Source organism: Microcoleus sp. S28C3, from assembly GCF_036700785.1.
In the GTDB taxonomy this organism is placed as follows: domain Bacteria; phylum Cyanobacteriota; class Cyanobacteriia; order Cyanobacteriales; family Microcoleaceae; genus Microcoleus; species Microcoleus asticus.
Map to the genome: position 1 here is coordinate 1 of NZ_JAUBPO010000096.1, position 22,208 is coordinate 22,208.

Sequence of the window (22,208 nt, forward strand, 5' to 3'; positions counted from 1 at the left end):
GAAGGAAGAAGGAAGAAGGAAGAAGGAAGAAGGAAGAAGGAAGAAGGAAGAAGGAAGAAGGAAGAAGGAAGAAGGAAGAAGGAAGAAGGAAGAAGGAAGAAGGAAGAAGGAAGAAGGAAGAAGGAAGAAGGAAGAAGGAAGAAGGAAGAAGGAAGAAGGAAGAACAAAAATTTAATCATTGCTTGAGGGCGGGCTAGAAGCCCACCCCACAATAGAATTGACTCTTTGTGGAACAGGCATCTTGTTTGTTCGTGAGAGATACCTAAGATGTCATTACTACACTACGAACTTAATTAATGCAAGAAGTGGCGGATGTCGGTGAAAACCATTGTGATTCCGAGTTGGTTGGCTGCTTCGATGGAATCTCGATCGCGCATACTTCCGCCGGGTTGGACGATCGCAATTATTCCCGCCTCAGCCGCAGTTTTGACTGAATCGTCGAAGGGGAAGAAACCATCGCTAGCTAAAATCGCTCCTTTGCTCTTCTCTGCTGCTTGTTCCAATGCTAGTTTAACCGATCCCACGCGATTCATTTGTCCGGCGCCGACACCGATTGTAGTGCGATCGCGCGTCACAACGATCGCATTTGATTTGACGTGTTTTGCTACTTTCCAAGCAAACAGCAATTCTTCCAACTCTGTCGCCGTCGGCTGTTTCTCAGTAACAGTCCGCCATTTGCTAGTTTCTTCTACTATATTATCTGACTCTTGTACCAGCAAACCGCCTGCAATAATTTTAACAGTTTGTGGCGGCCCTTGAGTCAAATCTGGCAAAATTAATACTCGAACTTTCGCCTTTTTCTTGATAATTTCTTCTGCTTCTGGTTCGCACCCCGGCGCGACGATACATTCTAAAAATGTTTGAGTTAAGGCCGTTGCCGTAGCAGCATCAATCGGGCGGTTGAGGGCGACAATTCCGCCGAAAGCTGAGACTGAATCGGTGTCGAAGGCTTTTTGATACGCTTCAGAAATAGTTTTTCCCAAGGCTGTGCCGCAAGGATTTGTATGCTTCAGAATAGCGGCGGCGGGGGTGTCGGGGAATTCTACGATCAGCCGCCTTGCTGCTTCTAAATCTACTAAATTATTGTAGCTTAATTCTTTGCCTTGCAGGATGGTGCTAGTCGTCCAGCCTGTCGGTATACTTCCGCTTTGATACCAGGTGGCGGCTTGATGGGGATTTTCGCCGTAGCGGAGAGTTTGCAACTCTTTGCCTGATAAATTAAACTGCTCTGGTAGCGAAGATTCTTCAGCGGATTGGCTGCTGAGATAAGTTGCGATCGCGCGATCGTAGTTTGCTGTATGTTTGAAGGTTTCTAGCGCGCATCTTTGCCGGAATTTCAAGGAGGCTTCCCCGCCGTTTTGCCGCATTTCTGCTACATAAGTATTGTACTGCTCGGGGTCGCACAAAACTGTCAAATGAGCGTGGTTTTTGGCTGAAGCTCTCAGCAGCGCCGGCCCGCCGATATCTATCTGCTCTATGGCGTCGGTTAGCGTTACTCCAGGTTTAGCAATTGTCTCTTCAAATGGATACAAATTGACCACAACTAGATCGATCGCCCGAATTTGATTTTCATTTAAATCTGTTAAATCTTGCGGTACATCGCGGCGTGCTAAAATACCACCGTGGATTCGCGGGTGAAGTGTTTTGACTCGGCCTCCCAAAATTTCGGGAGAACCAGTATATTCTGCAACTTTCGTGACTGGAATTCCAGCTTCTTTGAGGACAGTTGCTGTCCCGCCGCTGCTAATTATGTCAAATTCAAATTCTTCTACTAGACTGCGCGCTAAGTCGATTAGTCCGGTTTTATTAGATGTGCTCAGAAGTGCTAGACGTGCCATTGGTTTGAAGTTGCGAGCGCAAAAATAGACAGGTTATATTCTATATCAAATTTGGTGGCAGGGATATGATTTGATAAATGCTAATTATGATTATTTTTGAGTATTCAAAGATGAGTTCGCTTATTTTTAACCTTATTTTTTGTCAAAACTATATGATTTTTTATACTGACCTGTGGCTTCTAAATATTTAGGACTTGCGCGTGGCTCTGGTTATTTTGTCCAGTGCGAGGCGAATTGAAGCCATATCCAGCCTTCACAGTTCGTCTCCCTACGTAAGTGTCAATGTTGTTTAAGTTACTTAAAAAAGCGTAATAGATAATTCGATGGCGATCGCTCTGGAATTTTAACGATGTTTTATGATGAATTCTAAAAGTAATGTGCTAGCATCGGGTGTAAATTGCTCTATCCCTAAATTTGCGGGAACATTGGGCGATGCAACACCATCATCTAAAAAATAATTTGGTAGGGTTTAAATATGTTTTTTCAAGAAGCCGATTCTGAAAATAAGCTCAGTAATATTAGCAGAAACCATAAAAAAAATGCTCAAAAAAATATGAGCAACAGAAGAGACTACCAAGAGATGCCCAAAAAAAGAGCCGAGAATTCGACAGAGGCTAACATTTCCGAAGCTTATAGTGTTAGTTTGTGCGAACTGCAGCAGATGGAGCGAGCAATGGAACAGCTAAAGCAGGATTTGAAGGCTAGCGAATCTCGGTTTCGGAATGTGATCGAAAAAAATGCCGACGGCATCGCAATCGTTAACAAGCGAGGACTTGTGTGTTTTGCCAACCCGTCAGCAGAAGCGCTGTTTAACTGCAAAGCAGAGGAACTTTTAGGTCAAGCATTTTTTGGCAATTTGGTAGTAGAAAGTTCAGCTTGCGACATTGAGATGGCCACGGATATTATTCCCCAAGTTGGAAAAACAGAAGTAGCAGGAACTCGCGTCGTGCAAACAGAAGTTGAAGCTATTCGCCAGCAAAAAGCAAATGCTGTAGTAGAAATGCGGGTGGTGGAAACGGAATGGGAGGGAGAAATGGCTTATTTAGCTACGCTGCGGGACATTACCGATCGCAAGCGCGCAGAAGAAATGCTTTGGTTGTACGATCGAGCTATAGCAGCTACTAGCACCGGAGTTACGATTTGTGACGCCACTCACCCAGAACATCCCATTATTTATTGCAATCCCGCATTTGAAAGCATGACAGGTTATCGCCGACAGGAAATTCTCGGAAAAAACTGCCGATTTTTGCACGGAAGCGATACGAATCCGGCGGCAGTAGAAATCATTCGCCAAGCCTTGCAAACAGAAAGCGAATGCAAGGTAATATTAAAGAATTACCGCAAAGACGGAACCGCTTTTTGGAATTGTTTCTCAATATCTCCCGTGCGCGATCGAATGGGCAAATTAACTCATTTTATTGGCGTACAGAGAGACATCACTGAGCGCAAACAAGCCGAAGAAGCCTTGCATAATTCTGAAGCACAAAGCAGAGAACAAGCCGCTCAACTAGCAGCCACACTTAACCAACTCAAAGCCACTCATTCCCAATTAGTTCAAAGCGAAAAAATGTCTAGCTTGGGATTGCTACTGGCCGGCGTCGCTCACGAAATTAACAACCCAGTCAGCTTCATTTATGGCAATATCGCTCATCTCAAAAATTATACTCAAGACTTGTTTCAGCACCTCGAACTTTATCAACAGCACTATCCTAATCCAGTCGCCGAAATTCAAGAGGAAAGAGAAAAAAAAGATCTCGATTTTTTAGCGGAAGATTTACCTAAAATACTGTCTTCAATGAGCGTTGGTGTGGAGCGGATTTGCCAGATTGTGCAGTCGCTGCGGAACTTTTCGCGGCATGACGATTCACAGATGAAACCCGTTAACCTCCACGAAGGTATTGACAGCACGCTGCTAATTCTCAATCACCGTTTGAAAGGAAACGGAGAAAAGCCGCCAATTCAAATTGTCAAACAATACGAAGAATTGCCGAATATTGAGTGTTTTGCTGGGCCGATAAATCAAGTTTTTATGAATATTCTCAGCAATGCGATCGATGCTTTAGAAGATGCGAACAGTCGGCAAAATTGTCAAGAAATGCTAGAAAATCCCAGCCAAATTAGGATTGGCACGGCAGTGGTTGGCAATTTTGTAGAAATCAAAATAGCCGACAACGGGCCGGGAATAACTGAGGAAGTCAAACAGCAAATATTCGATACATTTTTTACTACCAAACCCATTGGCAAAGGTACGGGAATGGGTTTGTCAATTAGCTACCAAATTATTGTAGAAAGACACAACGGCGAATTATATTGTACTTCGGAATTGGGCAAGGGCACGGAATTTACTATCAAAATTCCGCTCCAACATTAGCCCACGGTGTGCAATCTGCACCTTACCAACTTGAGATATAAGCAAGGAAGCGAGCGGGACGCTCGCACTCCTAAAAAACGATTTTTCTCGTTTTTTATCGTTCCCAGCCAGAGTCGGGGAACGCATATTTAGAGGCTCCGCCTCCCCATTGTAGAGACAATTTCAGGGTGCTTTTATGTTCACATTACCTGCATAAATAGGGAATTAAAAAACCTCCACACCATCCAACTTCTTAAAAGTTTCAACCTTAGCCCTCGCCGCTTCCCCGCAAGTCTTCGGCGTCGGAAACATTTTCCCAGGATTCGCCAAACCTTTCGGATTAAACACCTGACGCACCCACTGCATCGTCTCCAAATCTACCTCCGAAAACATATCCGGCATAAAACACTTCTTGTCAGCGCCGATGCCGTGTTCCCCCGAAAGACTTCCCCCAACTTTCACGCAAAGCCTGAGAATTTCCCCGCCCAATTCTTCCACCTTTTCCAGCGCACCTTTTACCGAGTTATCGTACAGAATCAGGGGGTGTAAATTCCCGTCTCCTGCGTGAAATACATTAGCAATTCGATAACCGTATTTCTCGCTCAAACCCTCAATTTCTTTCAAAACATAAGCCATTTGCGTTCGCGGAATTACCCCGTCTTGCACGTAATAATCCGGGCTGAGATGACCCGCCGCCGCAAAAGCAGCTTTCCGCCCTTTCCAAATTTTTAAGCGCGTTTCCGGGTCGGTTGCTGTGGTAATATTTCGTGCTCCGTTATGCTTGCAAATATCGGCAATCCGCTGTTTGTTGGTGGCAACTTCCACTTCTAAACCGTCGATTTCTACGAGGAGAATTGCTGCGGCATCGCGGGGATAACATCCAGTTGCCACCACATCTTCCACAGCATTGATGCTGATGTTGTCCATGATTTCCATGCCGCCGGGAATAATACCAGCGCTGATAATATCGGAAACTGATTCGCCCGCTGCTTCTATACTGGAAAAATCCGCTAGGAGAACGCAAATAGATTCCGGCGCTTTGAGAATTCGCAAAGTCACTTCTGTAGCGATTCCTAAAGTGCCTTCGGAACCGACAAATACACCAGTTAAATCGTAACCGGGCATTTCGGAAATTTCGCCACCGACATCGACAATAGAACCGTCGGGCAGTACCAATTTTAATCCTAAAACGTGATTCGTTGTGACTCCGTATTTGAGGCAGTGAACGCCGCCAGAATTTTCGGCAACGTTGCCGCCAATTGAACAAACAATTTGACTGGAAGGATCTGGCGCGTAGTAGAAACCAGCGCCGCTAACTGCTTGCGTTACCCAGTTATTAATTACTCCCGGTTGCACGACTACTTGCTGATTTTCTAAGTCTACTTTCAGGATTTTTCGCATCAGGGCAGTAACAATCAGCACGCAGTTTTCTACAGGCAAAGCGCCGCCGGAAAGGCCGGTTCCTGCGCCTCTAGCCACCCAGGGAATTGAGTTGCGATCGCATATTTTGACCACTTGCGCCACTTCCTCGGTAGTTCGAGGCAATACCACCATGGCGGGGCGCTGGCGGTAGCTGGCGAGTCCGTCGCACTCGTAGACAATCAATTCTTCGCGGCGCTGCACGACCCCTTTTTTGCCGACTACAGCCTCGAATTCTTTAATAACGGGTTTCCAGTTGCGTTCTGTTTCTACGGCTATCATTAGTAAATTTAATTAGGGAACTATCAATAATATTGTTACAAACTTTACTATTTTTGTGCAATTATTTTTCTAAGGGTTGCAATATTGACACAGGGAAGGATCGGCCGTCTCTCGACCGTCGGGAAATAGTTTTTCTTTAGTATAACCGCAGTTTTTGCATTTATAGATTGCCGATCGCACTAGCTGAGTCGGAAAATAGCAAAGTCCGCAGGGCAATCCGATTTTCGTCTCAGCAATATCGAATCCCGGCCAACCGCACTCCGGGCAGAATTGCTTAAATTTTTTAACTAAATCGAGAGTTGCATTTTCGATGTTTTTCATCCGAGTTGGATTGTACATCGCCCGCATATCTGTTTCGATGTGAACTCGGCCGGTTGACGATTTTTTTAAGCCTGCTGTCACAGCGTCAAAAAGTTGTTTTTCTGTCTTAATGCCCTTGACAATTTCGCCGTTACCGAGGGCAGCGTCGCCAACTACAACCACCAGTCCATGTTCGGGAAATCCCGCTTTTTTCGCAAAATCATCTGCTTCTTCTATACTGGAAACTAACTGGTGACTGTAGTTAGTTTCTACCGACAAAGATTCGCCGATTAGTTCTAGATTGTTCGCTCTGTCTAATAAAAGTACGATTTCTCTGTTAGCTGGAATATACGGCATCATTGGGTGAGGGCCGAAAGTACCTTCGCTGGCAAAGGCAAGAGTTTCGTCCGCAATTTCTAGGGCTTTTTGTGCTTTCTGGCGAGCCGCTTCTATTTGTGTTCCTAAGCGTTTAACTTCTCTGGTGAAGGTGCCGAATGCGTCAGTGTCAAGCGCCGCAGGTACTAGGATATTTACGCCCAATTCTCGTTCCAAAACGGGAGCCATCACCTGTTCTTTTTGGTGCATGGTAGCAAGAACTGCGGTGCGATCGCTCAATAATTGATTGGGATTCACAGGCTCAGAAATATTAGACATAAAGCAGCATCATTTCATAACAGAATGATCGAATACACCCTTTGACCTAAGTTATCAATTCAGCACTCAAGCGTCAATCTTAAAAGCGATCGCTAGTTGCCTCCTGTCACCCCCCCAGCTTGACCTCTGAGTACAAAAATTACTCCCGTCATAATCATGGCCACGCCTACTAACCGCAGCGGCGGTAAAGGCTCGTGAAATATAAGTTTGCCGCCTAAAACAGTAAACAGGTAACTAATTGACAGTAAAGGCGAGACTATGCTAAGGTTTGCCCGCGACAAAACTACAATAAAGCCGATAGAAGAAATTGCATATAAAGAAAGACCGCCTACAATCAAAGGCTGGGTAGCCATTGCTATAATTTTTTCCATTAAATTAGCAGCGCCAATTGGCCCTAATATTTTAGCTCCTGCCTTCAGGCTGAATTGACCTGCGACGCCGCACAAGATTGCAGCAAGCAATAACATAAAAACGCTTCTATTCATAAGTTTACTAACCTATAGTACAATCAAAAATTGCCGTTCCCAAAAACCTAAAAAACTTTAATTAAGTTTTGTTAGGTTTTATTCACCACTAATATTTTAAGCAGAGATACGGGAAAATCAAGTATGGTCGATCGCGATCGAGAGTGGAACAAATATATGGCAGAGCAGACCAATCCAAGCGGAGAATATACTCTAGAACTATCGATACTCATGCCTTGTCTGAACGAAGCAGAAACTTTAGAAATCTGCATACAGAAAGCACTGAGGTCGCTGCGCGAACTTGATATTGCCGGCGAGGTCATCATAGCAGACAACGGCAGCACTGACGGTTCTCAAGCTATCGCTACCAGAATGGGAGCGAGAGTTGTGCCCGTAGCAGCCAAAGGCTACGGCAGCGCCCTGATGGGAGGCATCATCGCAGCGCGCGGAGTTTATATTATCATGGGCGATGCTGACGACAGCTACAATTTTTCCAACCTCGGCTTTTTTGTCAACAAATTGCGAGAAGGTTTCGACTTAGTGATGGGAAACCGCTTTCAAGGGGGCATCAAACCGGGTGCAATGCCGCCGCTGCACAAATATTTAGGAAATCCGGTGCTGACATGGGTTGGGCGGCTATTTTTTGCAAGTCCCGTCGGCGATTTTCACTGCGGACTCAGGGGTTTTAGGAGAGACTCAATTTTGAAACTCGACTTGCAAACAACGGGGATGGAATTTGCTAGTGAAATGGTGGTCAAAGCCTCTGTATACAAGCTGCGGATAACTGAAATCCCAACCGTACTTTCTCCCGACGGCCGCAGCCGACCGCCGCACTTGCGAACTTGGCGAGATGGCTGGCGGCACCTCCGATTTTTGCTGCTTTACAGTCCTAGGTGGCTGTTTTTGTATCCGGGTACTGCGCTGATGATTTGGGGTCTAATTATCGTGGTTTGGCTGTTACCCGGTACTCAAAAGATTGGTAACATCAGCTTTGATGTACACACGCTGCTTTATGGTGCGATCGCAATTATCATCGGTTTTCAAGCAGTAACTTTCGCTTTTTTCACCAAGATTTTTGCCATCAGCGAGAAATTCCTGCCCGAAGACCCCAAACTCAACAAAATATTTCGCTATGTCACGTTAGAGACAGGATTGATTGTCGGAGTCACGCTGATTTTAATCGGAATAGTTGGCTCGTTCTTGTCATTAACTATCTGGAGCGAAACTGCTTTCGGTTCTCTCGACCCTTCTAAAACTCTGCGTTTGGTTATTCCCTCGCTCACTTGCCTGACTGTCGGTTTGCAGATGGTTTTGTCAAGCTTTTTTCTCAGCGTGCTGGGGTTGAAGCGCAGGTGATAACATTAAAGTTCCTGCCAACATTCCTCAAAACTAAATTTCCATGCAGGGGAAGTTCAGGGCGATCGCATTTCCCTCGCTCCTAAGTTGAATTAACTCCAGATATTGCTGAAACAGCGGCCCAACGCACAGCCAGTTACAATTTGCGATCGCCCGATTCTATTCAAATGGCTACAGCTATCTGTGAGGGTGCTTCGTTTTTATTGACAAATGATGCGCGGTTGCCTTCTTTGCCGGGGTTAACGGTTTTAGTGTTGGATATTTTGAGAAATTGAGGGATTATTTTTGAATGGGAAGAAAGGGGCGATCGCACTTTGGGAAGATAAGGGCGATGACCTGTGATTCTATTTCTACTACGCAAACATCAAGCGACCTTTCGGTTGAGGAATAGGACGACCCAGTGCGTTAGCCGTTTCTATCCACTCCTGCATAATAATCTCTAGATTTTGCAGTGCTTCTTGATAATTTTCCCCATCCGCAGCACATCCCGGCAATTCTGGTACTTCGGCAATAAATGCCTGGTCTTCCTCATTCCAGTAAATGATGACTTCGTACTTCATTAACGAATTTTAACTCACTCAAAAATGTCGAGCTGGTTCCTGTCCTAATTCTTTGCAAAACTCTAGATAATCATCGATCGAGTTTTGGAATTCTTGGCGCGATTCTTCAATAGTTTGTGCTTTGAAAGTCACTACGTCATTAATGTCGAGGACTCGTCCGAAAAGAATTTCGGCTGCTAAATATACTTCAATGTTAGCACTGTAACCTTTGTAATTCATCATGGTTGTAATACTTCTTCCTTTTAACAAAACTCTAAATAATCATTCCTAATCACTGACATATTCGATACTCCAATCGTCTTCTGAGATCCTAACTGCTTCTAGAAAACGACGACAAAATTTTCTATGATCCTTCGCAGGTTTGTGTAAATTAACCCAATATCCATTTGTTAACTTCTGCCATTCATTTCCATCACTATTTTTATCCGGGCGATTCTCTTGGAAATGAGGTTTAAGTAAATTTCTAGCCTTTTCAAAGCGATCCGATCTATTTTTAATCACCCACTCACAGCATTGAATTGTAACTTGTCGCCAGGTTTGCTTAGGAAGTGGAATTTCGTCACCACAGATTTTAATCAACTTTGGCTTACCGGATGTGCGAGTAGGAAATACTTCATGTTCTCCAAGAGATGGCCAAATTTCGATAAACTTAATGCTGAGAAAATTAGCTCGTTCGAGAATAGCTTTTTCATCCCATCGGTTAATACTTTGAGAAAAATAGTCACTATTAATTCGCAAAGCGTGTTCAGCCAGTTTTTGCTTTTTCACCAGAAATGATGAATTAGAAAGTTGTGAATTCCACTCAGGAGTAACTAAAGTTAAATTCCCCAAGGTATGTAAATAATCTCGGTAGATTTGTTGAAATTCACCTCCAAGTTCATTCTCCCAATCTTCGCTTGACGTTTGTGGCAAAATATGCTCAATAGTTGATTTTTGATCAAGGACAGTAAACCCACCTTTTCCCTTAGACAAGTGGCGATTAATTGTTTCTATAACAAGACATATTTTGTGAGTGTTTTTCTCATAAAGTTGACGGCTTTTAATTGATTGTCTAACATCATTATCATTAGGATATTGCTTGGCAATCAAAACTTTTTGCAAAGCTTCTGGCAAAGTGATTTCTTCATCTTCATTTTTCATTGCTTCTACATCTTTCCAAATGGAGGGGAACATTTTATTAAGATAGTTTGTTTGTTTTCCACAAATATACCGACGAACCAAATAATTTTCTAGTGATTTTAAGCATTCGATAAACTCCTCACGATCAATCTTTTGAGATTTATACTCATTATAGAGCGTTAATAAAAACGGATAAGCAGTAGAAAGGTCGAAAGTATTGAGGCGCAATAATACTATTTTAATATTTTCGTTGTCTTCATTGTCAGGTCGCAGTAGTTTGTCATAATATTCAGCAAATTTTAGGAGATTAGCAATTTCTAGGACAAATGCTTGGTCATCTAATTTTTTACAATAATCACGAAATCGTGCATAAATATGGGATTCGGCACAAAGATTTCTCGTTTCCATTGCTAAATAATGCCGAAGAAAAGCCGTTAATTCACCCATCCCTGATTTCCCAACTATTCGTTTTTCTTGCAATAATCCCTCAATTTTTTCCCAATATTTAGTAAAAGCATTTTCTTGCTGAGATGTTGGTAACATCATCGCCATATAGTTGCGGACTAAATCTGCCTGAGTTAACGGTTTGCCTTTGGCATTCAGACTTTCAAAAATATGATAAGGATTTTCATCTTTATTAAGTTCTATGAAAACAAGTTGAAAACAGTTCTGTAATACTGTAAAAAACTTACCAATATCTAGTTCACCTTCTTTAACTTTAGATTCGATTTCGGGAAGAAAATAATTATAAGCTTTAGGTATGCCAGATTCAGTAAATTGCTTATAATTTCCTTCTAAAATAATCGCTTGATAAGCTTGGCGATCGCCATATTTATTGGTTGGTAAAAGTTTAAAATAAACATCACCTTCGCCTTCTTCATCTGAATTGACTACAAATTTATTGATTTTCTTAGCAAGCTTTTGATCGGTGGGCTTGATAATATCCCGCAAAACAAGAAATAGTAAGGATAAGGTGGTCAAACGTTGCTGGCCATCAACCAAGTTAAAAGCTGTCATTATGCCGCGTGTTCCATCATTGATGACTACCAGAGATCCTATAAAATGTTCTGGTTCTTTTTCGGGATCGTATTCGTCATAAATTGCGATCGCATCCTTTAATAACACTTCCCATTCAGTTTTTTCCCAACTATATTGGCGTTGAAAGTGGGGCATAACATAATGAATTTCACCACCGGAACTGAAAACTTTGGCAATTTTCCAACTATCTGCTTTCATTGCCAATCACTCCAAATATATCTAAAGATTTGTTCGTCACTTAAGCCACAGGTATCGCTACCAAGTGGAATATTCTAATCATAGTCAAGAGGCAGGCCCAAAAGCCTGCCCCAAACTATCCTACTCTACCCCCTCAATCCGGTCTTCCACCTCCTGATACAACTCACGCAGACGATCCAAATTGTTCTCCGAAGTTTCCCAATAACCCCGGCCATTCACCTCAAGCAAAGTGCTGACAATCTTGCGGAAAGAATGAGGATTTAAGTTAAGCAAACGCTTCTGCATCTCCTCATCTTGGATAAACGTAGTGTTGACATCCTCATACACCCAATTATCCACAGCGCCCGCAGTCGCACTCCATCCAGTCGTATTCACCAGACGCTTAGAAATCTCCCGCACACCTTCATAACCGTGCGACAACATCCCCTCATACCACTTCGGATTCAGCAGCTTAGTCCGCGAATCTAAACGCACGGTTTCTGATAGCGTCCGCACCTGCGCATTGGCTGTGGTTGTATCAGCAACAAAGGATGCCGGTTTCTTGCCATCTGCGCGCAAACTGCCGATCAATTTAGTCGGATCGGAGTCGAAATAGTGCGACACGTCGGTTAGAGAAATCTCGGCAGAATCCAAGTTCTGGAAAGTGACTTCAGCAGTTTTCAAGGATGATTCAAAAATCTTCCGGTCTTGTTCCATTGTTCCGGGATTGTCGGAAGAAAAGGCGAAGGATTTGCGAGTTAAGTACATTTCCTGCAACTCGGCTTCGCTTTCCCAAGTGCTGTTTTCCACCGCCAAGTTGACGTTAGATGAATAGGAACCGGACGCATTGGAAAATACGCGGGTTGCTGCTTGTCGCAGGTTGATTCCCATTTCTTCCGCTTGCTTCAATGCGTGTTTGCGGACGAAGTTCATTTCTAAGGGTTCGTCGGCTTCCGCTGCCATTTTCACTGCTTTATCTAACAAATTCATTTGGTTGATGAACAAGTCGCGGAATACACCAGAACAGTTAATTACTACGTCGATCCGAGGGCGTCCCAACTCTTCTAAAGAAAGCAATTCGAGTTTGTTTACCCGGCCCAAAGCGTCGGGAACTGGCTTCACTCCCACCATCCACATTACTTGGGCGAGGGATTCGCCGTAAGTCTTGATGTTGTCGGTTCCCCACAATACAACGGCGATCGTCTCTGGGTAATTTCCGCCGTTATCAACGCGCTGTCTTTCTAACAGCCGATCGACTACAACCTTAGCAGACTTAACCGCCCCCGTTGTAGGGATTGACTGCGGGTCCAAAGCGTGCATATTCTTGCCCGTCGGCAAAACATCCGGGTTGCGAATCGGATCGCCACCGGGCCCAGGCAGAACATACTCGCCTTCTAACGCGCGTAACAGTGCGCCTAATTCGTTGTCGGCACAAACTTGCTGCAAGCAGAATTCCAGATACTCAAACAGCGGTTTAATCGGTTCGGGATCGATTTTTTTGTAACCGGCGGCGTGCAAAGCTTCAAGCCAAGGTGTTTTCTTGCCCATGTTGAAGAAATTCAACTTAGAAACAAGGGAAACTCTACCCTCAGCGTCGGTTTGTTCCTTCACCAAAGCGCCAACGGCATCCCGACAGGCCAAGGTGATGTTTTGCAGCAATTCAACATCTGTTAAAATGCCTTTGTCGCTGTTGGTGTAAATTTCGCCGATATCGCGTCCGAGACTGTTAGCGATAATTCGCGGCAAGCTGATCAGCCCGTCTTCTTCGCGGTCTAAATTGGCGATATTCACCAAAGTTGCGATCGCCTCTTCCGCAGTCGGCGGCTTACCGATAACGTGCAAACCGCAAGGTAACAACCGCGACTCAATTTCCATCAACTTGCGGTAAACCAAGCCAACTAAATTGTCCCGTTCCTCCGAAGTCATTCCCGCCGCAACCCCTCTTTCTTGTTCGGGAGGTAGGGCGATATCTTTGTCTAAATTCACCAAACGGCATTTTTCGACGATCGCATCAACAATCGGCACACCGCGCCCAGTCTCTTTCAAAGTTTGATAAGAAGCAATTAACTCGCTGAGTTCCTGCAAACCTTTGTACAAACCAGCATTTTCAGCCGGAGGAGTCAGATAACTGATTGTTTCAGCATAACTGCGGCGCTTGGCAATTGTTGCCTCGCTGGGATTGTTGGCAGCGTAATAATAGATATTGGGAATTTTGCCGATCAAACTGTCGGGATAACATTCCCCAGACATTCCCATCTGCTTACCAGGCATGAATTCTAGCGAACCGTGAGTGCCAAAGTGCAGCACCGCATCCGCACCCCAAATGCGCTCCAAATATGTGTAGTAAGCAGCAAAACCGTGGTGCGGGCTGGCGGAACGAGAGAATAACAACCGCATCGGATCGCCTTCGTATCCAAAAGTAGGTTGCACGCCGATAAACACATTGCCGAAATGTTTGCCGAAAATCAGCAAATTTTGTCCGTCGCTGTTCAAATGTCCCGGAGGCGGGCCCCAATTTTCTTGCAAGCGTTCCGAGTAAGGAGTGAATTCTTCGTATTCAGCTACAGACATCCGGTAAGCAACATTTAATTCAGGAGTTTGGTATTGGGCTGTTGCGTCGTGGATGACTTCTTGCATCAGTTTTTCGGCGGAATCCGGCAATTCTGGCAAGTCGTAACCGTTGCCTTTTAAGGCTTTCAATACTTGGTAAATCGAGCCGAAAACGTCCAAATAAGCGGCTGTTCCGACGTTGCCTTTGTCCGGCGGGAAACTGAAAACTGTGATCGCAACTTTTTTATCTAATTTTGGTTTGCGGCGCAGCATTGCCCATTTCATGGCGCGCTGGGAAATTGCTTCGATCCGGTCTTGTAGGGCGATCGCCTTGCCAGTTGCGCCATCTCTTCCCGACAAAATAATCGGTTCGATCGCGCCATCCAACTCGGGAATGGCAATTTGCAAAGCAACTTGAATCGGGTGCAAGCCTAAATCGCTATTTTCCCACTCTTCCGTCGTTTGGAAAACCAGCGGCAAAGCCACCATGTAAGGGCAATTTAATTTTTTCAAAGTCTCGATCGCCTTCGGGTGATCTTGTTTCGCCGGGCCGCCCACCAGCGCAAAACCAGTCAGAGAAACGACCGCATCAATTATTGGCAGCGGTGCAACACCTTTCGCCCCAACTTCCAAGAAAAAAGTTTCGACGGGTTTCGAGAAGTCCAAACCGCCGGCAAAAATCGGCACCACCCGCGCCCCCATTGCCTCCAATTCCTGCACCATTGCTACATAGTGCGCGTCATCTCCCGTGACTAAGTGAGTCCGCTGCAACACCAACCCGATGCAAGGTGCGAGGGGGTCTTTGAGGTCTGCCGAAATATCTTTGCGGGCGTTGTACCAGGTGAGATATCCTTTTACATCCTCAAACATCGACGGTGCCAAAGGATGCCAAATTCCCATATCCGGGTAGACAACGGGCTCTTGAAAAGTTAGCTGTTCCTGGCCTTTGAAAACATATTTATGTGACAGCATCAGCAAGAAGTTTTCCAAGTTTTCTTGGGAACCGCCCAGCCAATACTGGAAACTCAGCATGAAGTTTCGCGCATCTTGGGCTTTGTCGATGGGCAAATATTTCAGCACTTTCGGCAAAGTTTGCAGCAGTTTCAGCATTCCGTCTTGGAAGGAACTCCCGGATTTTTCCTTCCGTTTTTTCATAAATTCGCCGATCGCACTTTTGCTTTGTCCCAACTGTGCCATCGAGAAACTGCCCATTTTATTTAGCCGCATCACCCCTGGCATCGACGGGAAGACGACGGCGACATCCAAGCTGTCGCGCAGCGGTTCCACCGCCGCTACCACTTTTTCTGCCAAATCTTCGATGAAAATTAGAGAAGCAATAAATACATTGGCATCCGCCACATCCCGCTTGAAGGCCTCGTAATTTTCCGGGCTGCGGAGTTCCTCGATCAGGTAGCCGCTGATTTCTATTGCCAAATTCGGATTTTTCTGGTTTATCGATCGAACCGCTGCCGAGAGGGCGCTTTGATACTGCGGTTCCAGTACGACATAGACCACCTTCATGAGCGATCGCCCCTGCAAGTTTTCCGGCACAACGTGGCGAATGGTGGGCTTGACGTGAGTGAACATCCGGTTAGGCTCCTTTAAGATGCTGTTTTCGGGAATCGGGAATTTTTTTATCCCATAAGCATTTTTACCAGAAAACGCTTGCCATTAGGCGATTTGAGCCTGCACACTACACAATTCGACAAATTTCTGGCAACTTTTCGTTACATTTTTTTATAAATTCCTTGAGCAAATACTCCATATTTTATTTACAAAAATTTACTTGACAAATATTTTTTAGTATGTATAGGATTAATGGGTTGGATAAAAATAATTAAAAATTAATCAACGATTGAGAAAGAAATCCTGAAAAAAGTTCCAAGTTTTGTATAACCGATCAAACTTGCGATCGAGCAATTAACAGATGGAAAGAAGGCATAATTTGTGAAGGCAGAATGTAGCCTTCGGATAATTGCTGAGTCAAAAAAGTTGACATTTTACCAGGAACTTAAAACCATTTCATAACATCTGTTTTGTGTAAATTCCCGATCTGCGATCGACTTCATGGAAAGCTAATTGCTATAAACTCTCAAACTCATCAAAACCTCAAGGGGAAAACATGGCTAACTACGCAATTTTCGACGAACAATTCTACCTCGCCTCATATCCTTGGGTCAAACCAGCCATTGACGCAGGAGTAATCTCATCTGGGAGAGAACACTTTGAAAAATTCGGGCGAGAAGGCGGTCTAACTAAAGTATCGCGCTATTTTGACGAAAATGCTTACCTTGCTGGGAATCCAGACCTAGCACCTTTCGTCCGCACAGTCAACCCAAACGCGCCTTTTGCGACCGGCCTCGATCACTTTATCCAGTTCGGTTACGATGAAGGACAGCGCCGCGCCCAAGTATCACCCGAATACAACGAAAGCTTTTATTTAGCAAACAACTCTGAACTCCAACCGTTCGTTCAGAACGGAACTTTCAAATCAGGGTACCAGCATTTCGTTCAATTCGGCTCAAAAGAAGGTCGTTTTGGAACTTCATTTTTTGAACCGGAATACTTAAAAGAAAACCCCGACATCGTGCCGTTTGTCAACTCTGGAAACTTGAAAACAGGCCGGGAACACTTCTTCAATTTTGGACAATTTGAGCCCGCCCGTGACGCGACTTTTGTCGGCACCCGCAGCAACGATGTTATAACTGGTGTTGGCGTGGGCGATGTCGAACTTGTGGGAGTGGAAGTAGGTATAGATCCCCAAGGCAACCGTCAGTATGAAAGTTTTGGCACCAATGAATTCGATGTCCTGATTGGCGCCCCGGGAACTAATACATTCGTACTCGGAGTTCCTGCTACAGCCGGGAATGTCACCCCGACACCGCTGTATTTGGGTAACGGTCAAGCTACCATTCGCAACTTCGACATAGAAAGCGATTTTATCCAACTGCAAGGAACTTCTTTAAGCGGTTACAACCTGATTCCGGTTGGCAACAATTTGTCAATCCAGCGTTTTGGAGATGTGCTCGGTGTGATTGAAGGAGGATCGAGTTTGAATTTGACTTTCCAAGAATCTAACGGTAACGGTACTTTCTTAATTGGATAGTCATCAGTCATCAGTCATCAGTCATTAGTTAATACTGATGATTGATGACTTTTTTATGTCGAGCAATTAACTGATAGAAGAAAGTATAATTACCGAAACAAAAATAAAGTCTTCGCATAATTAGTCACAAAAAATAATACTTAACCAGGAACTTAAAAACATTTCATAAAGTCTGCATTGTATAAATTATTGATAGCCGATCGAGTGAATGGAAAGCTGATGGGTATTCACGCTCCAAATCATCAAAACCGTAGGAGGAAAATATGGCTAACTACGCAATTTTTGACGAACAATACTACCTTTCGCAATATCCTTGGCTCAAACCAGCCATTGATGCAGGAATCATCAAATCCGGAAGAGAACATTTTGAAAAGTTCGGTCAAGCCGCCGGCATCACAAAAATATCGCGATATTTTGACGAAGATACATATCTAGCTCAAAATCAAGATATTGCACCCTTTGTTCGCACTGCCAACAACCAAAACCGACCCTTTGCTTCAGGTTTAGACCACTTTATCCAATACGGTTACGAAGAAGGCAGGACGGCCGTATCTTCTGATTATGACGAAGCATTTTACACGGTAAATAACCGAGATTTGCAGCCGTTTATTCAAAACGGAACTTTTAAAAATGGCTATCAGCATTTCATTCAATTTGGTGCAAAAGAAGATCGTTTTGGGACCTCATTTTTTGAATCGCGCTACTTATCGAGAAACCCCGACATCGTGCCGTTTGTCAACTCTGGAGCCTTGAAAACGGGTCGGGAACACTATTTTAATTTCGGTAAAAACGAGCCGGCCCGCGAAGCAACTTTTGTCGGCACCAGTGGCAACGATATTCTCACTGGAATTGGCGCGGGCTATACCAACCTGATTGGAGTAGAAGTAGGTTTAAGCTCTACTGGATACAGAAATTATGAAAGTGACGGCAGCAATGAATTCGATACTCTCATTGGTAGTAGCGGCCAAGATGGCTTCGAGTTGGGCGAAAGGCTACTCTCTGGAACATTTCCGCTATATATCGGTCCTGGTTTTGCAACAATTAGGAACTTTACCAAAGGTCAAGATTACATTGTGTTGACCGGGTATTCTCTTGATACATACAATTTTGTTCCTGTCAATAACAATCGGGATTTGGCAATCCAAACTAATGGCTTGCCTGTTGTTAAAAATGGAATCAGCCAAACGAGCAGCGGCGACACAATTGCTGTAATTGAAAACGGAGGTAATTTAGGTTTCAATGTATTATTTAACTTTTCTGGTGGCTCATTTTTTATAAATTAGGATTTCTGTTATTAGTCAAAGGAGTAAGTAACCCGGATTTGGTATGAGTTATTCAGTCCTCTTTGAGAGGACTTTCGCTATTAGCCAGGGGTTTAAACCCCTGGCGGTTTTTGGATTATTTGGCAAAAAAAAACATGGCAAACTACGACATTTTTGACGAACAATACTATCTCTCCCAATACCCTTGGTTGAAACCCGCTATTGATGCCGGCATTATCAAATCCGGGAGAGAACATTTTGAAAAATTCGGTCAAGCCGCCGGCCTGACAAAAATATCGCGCTATTTTGACGAAGATACCTATCTCGCTCAAAATCAAGATATTGCACCATTTGTCCGCAATTCCAACAATCCAATCGCACCTTTTGCTTCAGGTTTAGACCACTTTATCCAGTTTGGTTACGAAGAAGGCCGCACGCGAGTATCGCCTGACTACGACGAAGTTTTTTATTTAAAGCGCCACCCCGAAATAACTCCCTTCGTGCAGAACGGAATTTTTAAATCCGGCTTTCAACACTTTATCCAATTCGGAAAAACAGAAGGTAGGTACGGGACAAGTTTCTTTGAACCACGTTACTTGGGAGATAACCCAGATGTGGCGGCAGTTGTGGAGGCTGGAAGTTTAAAAACTGGTCGAGAACACTATCTAAAATTTGGGCAATTTGAGTCAAATCGATACGGATTTTTTACAGGAACCAACGGTAATGATATCGTCACGGGATTTACAGCGGGAAAAAATCAAATTATCGGACTGCAAGTAGCTTTCGCCGGCCCAAATCCACCTTTTGGTATTAATAAGAATAAGTATGACGCTTTGAAATTGGATGACATCACGAGAGAGCCTTTCCTGACTACCACTGAATTCGATACATTGATTGGCACTTCTGGCATTGATTACTTCGTACTCGGAGATGCTGTTCCCAACAACCGACGTAGTTTGATCAGCCGGGTAGATTTCTATACGGGCAGTGGGGAGGCCAGGATTGTCAATTTTGAAAAAGGAAAAGATTTTATTCAGTTGGTGGAAAGCTTTAATGAACTGAGTATATTTCCATCAGGGGCGGACTTATTAATTCAAAAATCGGGAGATACACTTGCCAGAATTCAGGGCGGATCAAATCTAACTCTGCAACCGATTGAGATGATAAATCCATTTAGTCCTCCAGTCGGTCTCACTTTCCTCGGCTAGAAAGCATAGAGTTTAAGTGGAATTTGACACTTGGAAAAATCACCCGATCGGGTATTGTGTGAGTTCCTGATGAGTGATAAATTGCATAAACACCTAATTAAAGCCGCAGGAGGAAAACATGGCTAGTTACGCAATTTTTGACGAAAAATACTACCTCGATCAATATCCTTGGGTCAAACCAGCCATTGATGCAGGAGTCATCAAATCGGGATTAGAACACTTTGAACAATTCGGTCAAGCCGGCGGCTTAACCAAAGTATCGCGGTATTTTGATGAAGCTACTTACCTCGCTGGCAACCCAGACATCGCTGCCTTAGTCCGCACCCCCAACAACCCAAATGCCCCTTTTGCGACGGGCCTAGACCACTTTATCCAATACGGTTACGAAGAAGGTCGCACGCGCGTATCGCCTGAGTATGACGAAGCGTTTTATGTAGCAAATAACCGACAGTTACAGCCGTTTATTCAGAATGGAACTTTTAAAAACGGCTACCAGCATTTCATTCAATTCGGCCTCAAAGACGGTCAGTTTGGGACTTCATTTTTTGAAACAGAATACTTACAAAAAAATCCCGATGTTCGGCCGTTTGTCGAATCGGGAGCCTTGAAAACAGGTCGGGAACACTACTTCAATTTTGGCAAAAGCGATCCAAGCCGCTCTGCGACTTTTGTCGGAACTCCTGGGAATGACATCATTACCGGTCCTGGGGTGGGGAATAGCGAATTAATTGGAGTTGAAGTAGGTTTACGTGCAGGTAATGGCTTTGGCGAAGGCCGAGTGTATGAAGGTGACGGCAGCAATGAATTCGATACTCTCATTGGCGGTAGCGGCCGCGATATATTCGTACTCGGAGACCTTATAGAAGGCGGTAAAAGTTCTGCGCCCGGAACCGAAAAATTCTATATTGGGCCGGGTTTTGCGACAATTCGGAACTTTACGAAAGGTCAGGATAGCATCGTGCTAGGAGATGCGTTTTTACCTTTCTCAGATCAATACTTGATATTGCCCATCAACAACAATCGAGATTTAGCTATCCAATACAAAGCTTCACTCCTCGCTGTTCCCGGAACGGCTCCGTTTGACACTATCGCTGTTATTGAAGGTGGCGGAAATCTCAAGTTGAATGTATTACCAGAATCTAGAGTTAGTAGATTTTCACTTGGGTAGAAATCTAGAAGCTATTGGGGATTTGGCTTGGGCTGCTGTCGGTGCGATCGCACATTCGCAAAAATGGCGATCGCACTGTTGTGTTTGCCATAAAAATAATAAAAAAGGCTTAACAATAATTAACTTGACATAGTGATTTCGTAGAGTTATTTATAGTGGGTCAAGTTTAACCGACAAGTAAGCAGACTAAGCTTGGAGCAATAATTATGACAAATTATGACATTTTTGACGAACCATACTACCTGGCCCAATATCCTTGGGTCAAACCAGCCATTGATGCAGGAATTATAAAATCCGGCAGAGAACACTTTGAAAAGTTCGGTCAAGCCGGCGGCCTGACCAAAATATCGCGTTACTTTGACGAAGCTACTTACCTCGCTGGCAACCCAGACATCGCTGCCTTAGTCCGCACCCCCAACAACCCAAACGCCCCTTTTGCAACCGGGCTAGACCACTTTATTCAATACGGTTACGAAGAAGGTCGCACTCGCGTATCGCCTGAGTATGACGAAGCGTTTTATCTCGCAAATAACCGACAGTTGCAGCCGTTTATTCAGAATGGAACTTTTAAAAACGGCTACCAGCATTTCATTCAATTCGGCATCAAAGACGGTCAGTTTGGCACTTCATTTTTTGAAACAGAATACTTACAAAAAAATCCCGATGTTCGGCCGTTTGTCGAATCGGGAGCCTTGAAAACCGGTCGGGAACACTACTTCAATTTTGGGAAAAACGAGCCAAGCCGGTCTGCGACTTTTGTCGGAAGTTCTGGGAATGACATCCTCACCGGTTCCGGGGTGGGGAAAGTTGAATTAATTGCAGTTGAAGTAGGTTTAGGTACAGGTAATGGCTTTGGAAGCGGTCGAGAGTATGAAAGTGACGGCAGCAATGAATTCGATATTCTCATTGGCGGTAGCGGCCGCGATACATTTGCGCTTGGTGAGGAGAACATAACCAGTAGGGGGACGCCACTAGGATCGACACAGTTTTATATCGGGCCGGGTTTTGCTACAATTCGGAACTTTACTCAAGGTCAGGATACTATTCAGCTAGCAGGAGCTATCGCACAATCAGAGTCTTACTTAGATATATTCTCGGTGTTCTCCATTAACAATGGTCGAGATTTAGCTATCCAAACGAAGGGCTTTAGTAACCCTAGAAATGGAGTGCCATCAATCAGTAACTTTGACACGATCGCTGTTATTGAGGGCGGCGGAAATCTGACCTTGAATCAATTATCATTATTTGGAACTTATACATTTTCAATTGGATAGAAATCTCGAAGATATTCAGGATTTGCCCGATCGCTGCTGGGAGTGCGATAATTAATTGTACCATCTAGAAACCGGGTTTATCA

The 22,208-nt window shown here is 44.2% G+C and carries 16 protein-coding genes and 1 pseudogene; 9 read left to right on the plus strand and 8 right to left on the minus strand.

Going from position 1 to position 22,208, the window contains the following annotated elements:
* On the plus strand, positions 1-186 hold a 186-nt coding region (locus QUA13_RS24405), incomplete at its 5' end, for a hypothetical protein (protein WP_333202716.1).
* 107 nt (positions 187-293) lie between these two features.
* Here QUA13_RS24405 and purH read toward each other — a convergent pair.
* Entirely contained in the window at positions 294-1,838 is a 1,545-nt protein-coding gene (gene purH, locus QUA13_RS24410) for a bifunctional phosphoribosylaminoimidazolecarboxamide formyltransferase/IMP cyclohydrolase (RefSeq protein ID WP_333202718.1), read from the minus strand.
* A 553-nt stretch (positions 1,839-2,391) separates the two neighbouring features.
* Between purH and QUA13_RS24415 the strand changes: the two genes are divergently transcribed.
* Positions 2,392-4,209: a PAS domain S-box protein gene (locus QUA13_RS24415; protein WP_333202720.1), complete on the plus strand. Its 1,818-nt coding sequence runs from the start codon at positions 2,392-2,394 to the stop codon at positions 4,207-4,209.
* Positions 4,210-4,413: 204 nt separating this feature from the next.
* Here the strand turns inward: QUA13_RS24415 and glcD are convergent, their stop codons facing one another.
* The 3 genes from glcD to QUA13_RS24430 form a co-directional block, all read right to left on the minus strand.
* A complete protein-coding gene (gene glcD, locus QUA13_RS24420) occupies positions 4,414-5,889 on the minus strand; it encodes a glycolate oxidase subunit GlcD (RefSeq protein WP_333202722.1) in 1,476 nt (491 codons plus the stop codon).
* Between the two features lie 69 nt (positions 5,890-5,958).
* A complete protein-coding gene (locus tag QUA13_RS24425) occupies positions 5,959-6,843 on the minus strand; it encodes a DUF6671 family protein (protein ID WP_333202724.1) in 885 nt (294 codons plus the stop codon).
* Between the two features lie 92 nt (positions 6,844-6,935).
* Positions 6,936-7,328 carry a transporter gene (locus QUA13_RS24430; RefSeq protein ID WP_333188912.1) on the minus strand — a complete coding sequence of 131 codons (393 nt, stop codon included), beginning with the start codon at positions 7,326-7,328 and terminating at the stop codon, positions 6,936-6,938.
* A gap of 123 nt (positions 7,329-7,451) precedes the next feature.
* On the opposite strand from QUA13_RS24430, the gene QUA13_RS24435 reads away from it, so the two are divergent.
* Together QUA13_RS24435 and QUA13_RS24440 are read left to right on the plus strand one after the other, a co-directional pair.
* Positions 7,452-8,663 (plus strand): glycosyltransferase family 2 protein, encoded by a 1,212-nt coding sequence (locus tag QUA13_RS24435; protein ID WP_333202726.1) that lies wholly within the window; start codon positions 7,452-7,454, stop codon positions 8,661-8,663.
* Positions 8,664-8,761: 98 nt separating this feature from the next.
* A pseudogene (locus QUA13_RS24440) lies at positions 8,762-8,938 on the plus strand (type II toxin-antitoxin system VapC family toxin); the annotation flags it as partial.
* 78 nt (positions 8,939-9,016) lie between these two features.
* On the opposite strand, the gene QUA13_RS24445 reads toward QUA13_RS24440, so the two are convergent.
* The 4 genes from QUA13_RS24445 to QUA13_RS24460 form a co-directional block, all read right to left on the minus strand.
* On the minus strand, positions 9,017-9,223 hold the full coding sequence (locus tag QUA13_RS24445; protein ID WP_333166080.1) for a type II toxin-antitoxin system HicB family antitoxin: 207 nt from the start codon (positions 9,221-9,223) through the stop codon (positions 9,017-9,019).
* Between the two features lie 18 nt (positions 9,224-9,241).
* Positions 9,242-9,445, minus strand: a complete 204-nt coding sequence (locus tag QUA13_RS24450; RefSeq protein ID WP_333202728.1) for a type II toxin-antitoxin system HicB family antitoxin — start codon at positions 9,443-9,445, stop codon at positions 9,242-9,244.
* Positions 9,446-9,490: 45 nt separating this feature from the next.
* The gene (locus tag QUA13_RS24455) at positions 9,491-11,578 is read right to left on the minus strand and encodes a DUF262 domain-containing HNH endonuclease family protein (RefSeq protein WP_333202730.1); all 2,088 of its coding nucleotides are present in this window, start codon (positions 11,576-11,578) and stop codon (positions 9,491-9,493) included.
* 120 nt (positions 11,579-11,698) lie between these two features.
* Complete coding sequence (locus QUA13_RS24460; RefSeq protein WP_333202732.1) at positions 11,699-15,694, minus strand: magnesium chelatase subunit H; 3,996 nt, start codon at positions 15,692-15,694, stop codon at positions 11,699-11,701.
* A gap of 535 nt (positions 15,695-16,229) precedes the next feature.
* Here QUA13_RS24460 and QUA13_RS24465 point away from each other — a divergent pair.
* The 5 genes from QUA13_RS24465 (at position 16,230) to QUA13_RS24485 (ending at position 22,125) form a co-directional block, all read left to right on the plus strand.
* A complete protein-coding gene (locus QUA13_RS24465; RefSeq protein WP_333202734.1) occupies positions 16,230-17,213 on the plus strand; it encodes a calcium-binding protein in 984 nt (327 codons plus the stop codon).
* Positions 17,214-17,476: 263 nt separating this feature from the next.
* Positions 17,477-18,496 (plus strand): calcium-binding protein, encoded by a 1,020-nt coding sequence (locus QUA13_RS24470; RefSeq protein ID WP_333202736.1) that lies wholly within the window; start codon positions 17,477-17,479, stop codon positions 18,494-18,496.
* Between the two features lie 134 nt (positions 18,497-18,630).
* Positions 18,631-19,683: a calcium-binding protein gene (locus QUA13_RS24475; protein WP_333202738.1), complete on the plus strand. Its 1,053-nt coding sequence runs from the start codon at positions 18,631-18,633 to the stop codon at positions 19,681-19,683.
* A 118-nt stretch (positions 19,684-19,801) separates the two neighbouring features.
* Entirely contained in the window at positions 19,802-20,851 is a 1,050-nt protein-coding gene (locus QUA13_RS24480) for a calcium-binding protein (protein ID WP_333202740.1), read from the plus strand.
* Between the two features lie 206 nt (positions 20,852-21,057).
* Positions 21,058-22,125: a calcium-binding protein gene (locus tag QUA13_RS24485; protein WP_333202741.1), complete on the plus strand. Its 1,068-nt coding sequence runs from the start codon at positions 21,058-21,060 to the stop codon at positions 22,123-22,125.
* Positions 22,126-22,208: the final 83 nt, after the last annotated feature.

Excerpts from the sequence above, each read along its gene's own strand:
- purH (WP_333202718.1), bottom strand. The coding sequence starts at position 1,838 with ATGGCACGTCTAGCACTTCTGAGCACATCTAATAAAACCGGACTAATC.
- QUA13_RS24415 (WP_333202720.1), top strand. The coding sequence starts at position 2,392 with ATGAGCAACAGAAGAGACTACCAAGAGATGCCCAAAAAAAGAGCCGAG.
- glcD (WP_333202722.1), bottom strand. The coding sequence starts at position 5,889 with ATGATAGCCGTAGAAACAGAACGCAACTGGAAACCCGTTATTAAAGAA.
- QUA13_RS24425 (WP_333202724.1), bottom strand. The coding sequence starts at position 6,843 with ATGTCTAATATTTCTGAGCCTGTGAATCCCAATCAATTATTGAGCGAT.
- QUA13_RS24430 (WP_333188912.1), bottom strand. The coding sequence starts at position 7,328 with ATGAATAGAAGCGTTTTTATGTTATTGCTTGCTGCAATCTTGTGCGGC.
- QUA13_RS24435 (WP_333202726.1), top strand. The coding sequence starts at position 7,452 with ATGGTCGATCGCGATCGAGAGTGGAACAAATATATGGCAGAGCAGACC.
- QUA13_RS24445 (WP_333166080.1), bottom strand. The coding sequence starts at position 9,223 with ATGAAGTACGAAGTCATCATTTACTGGAATGAGGAAGACCAGGCATTT.
- QUA13_RS24450 (WP_333202728.1), bottom strand. The coding sequence starts at position 9,445 with ATGATGAATTACAAAGGTTACAGTGCTAACATTGAAGTATATTTAGCA.
- QUA13_RS24455 (WP_333202730.1), bottom strand. The coding sequence starts at position 11,578 with ATGAAAGCAGATAGTTGGAAAATTGCCAAAGTTTTCAGTTCCGGTGGT.
- QUA13_RS24460 (WP_333202732.1), bottom strand. The coding sequence starts at position 15,694 with ATGTTCACTCACGTCAAGCCCACCATTCGCCACGTTGTGCCGGAAAAC.
- QUA13_RS24465 (WP_333202734.1), top strand. The coding sequence starts at position 16,230 with ATGGCTAACTACGCAATTTTCGACGAACAATTCTACCTCGCCTCATAT.
- QUA13_RS24470 (WP_333202736.1), top strand. The coding sequence starts at position 17,477 with ATGGCTAACTACGCAATTTTTGACGAACAATACTACCTTTCGCAATAT.
- QUA13_RS24475 (WP_333202738.1), top strand. The coding sequence starts at position 18,631 with ATGGCAAACTACGACATTTTTGACGAACAATACTATCTCTCCCAATAC.
- QUA13_RS24480 (WP_333202740.1), top strand. The coding sequence starts at position 19,802 with ATGGCTAGTTACGCAATTTTTGACGAAAAATACTACCTCGATCAATAT.
- QUA13_RS24485 (WP_333202741.1), top strand. The coding sequence starts at position 21,058 with ATGACAAATTATGACATTTTTGACGAACCATACTACCTGGCCCAATAT.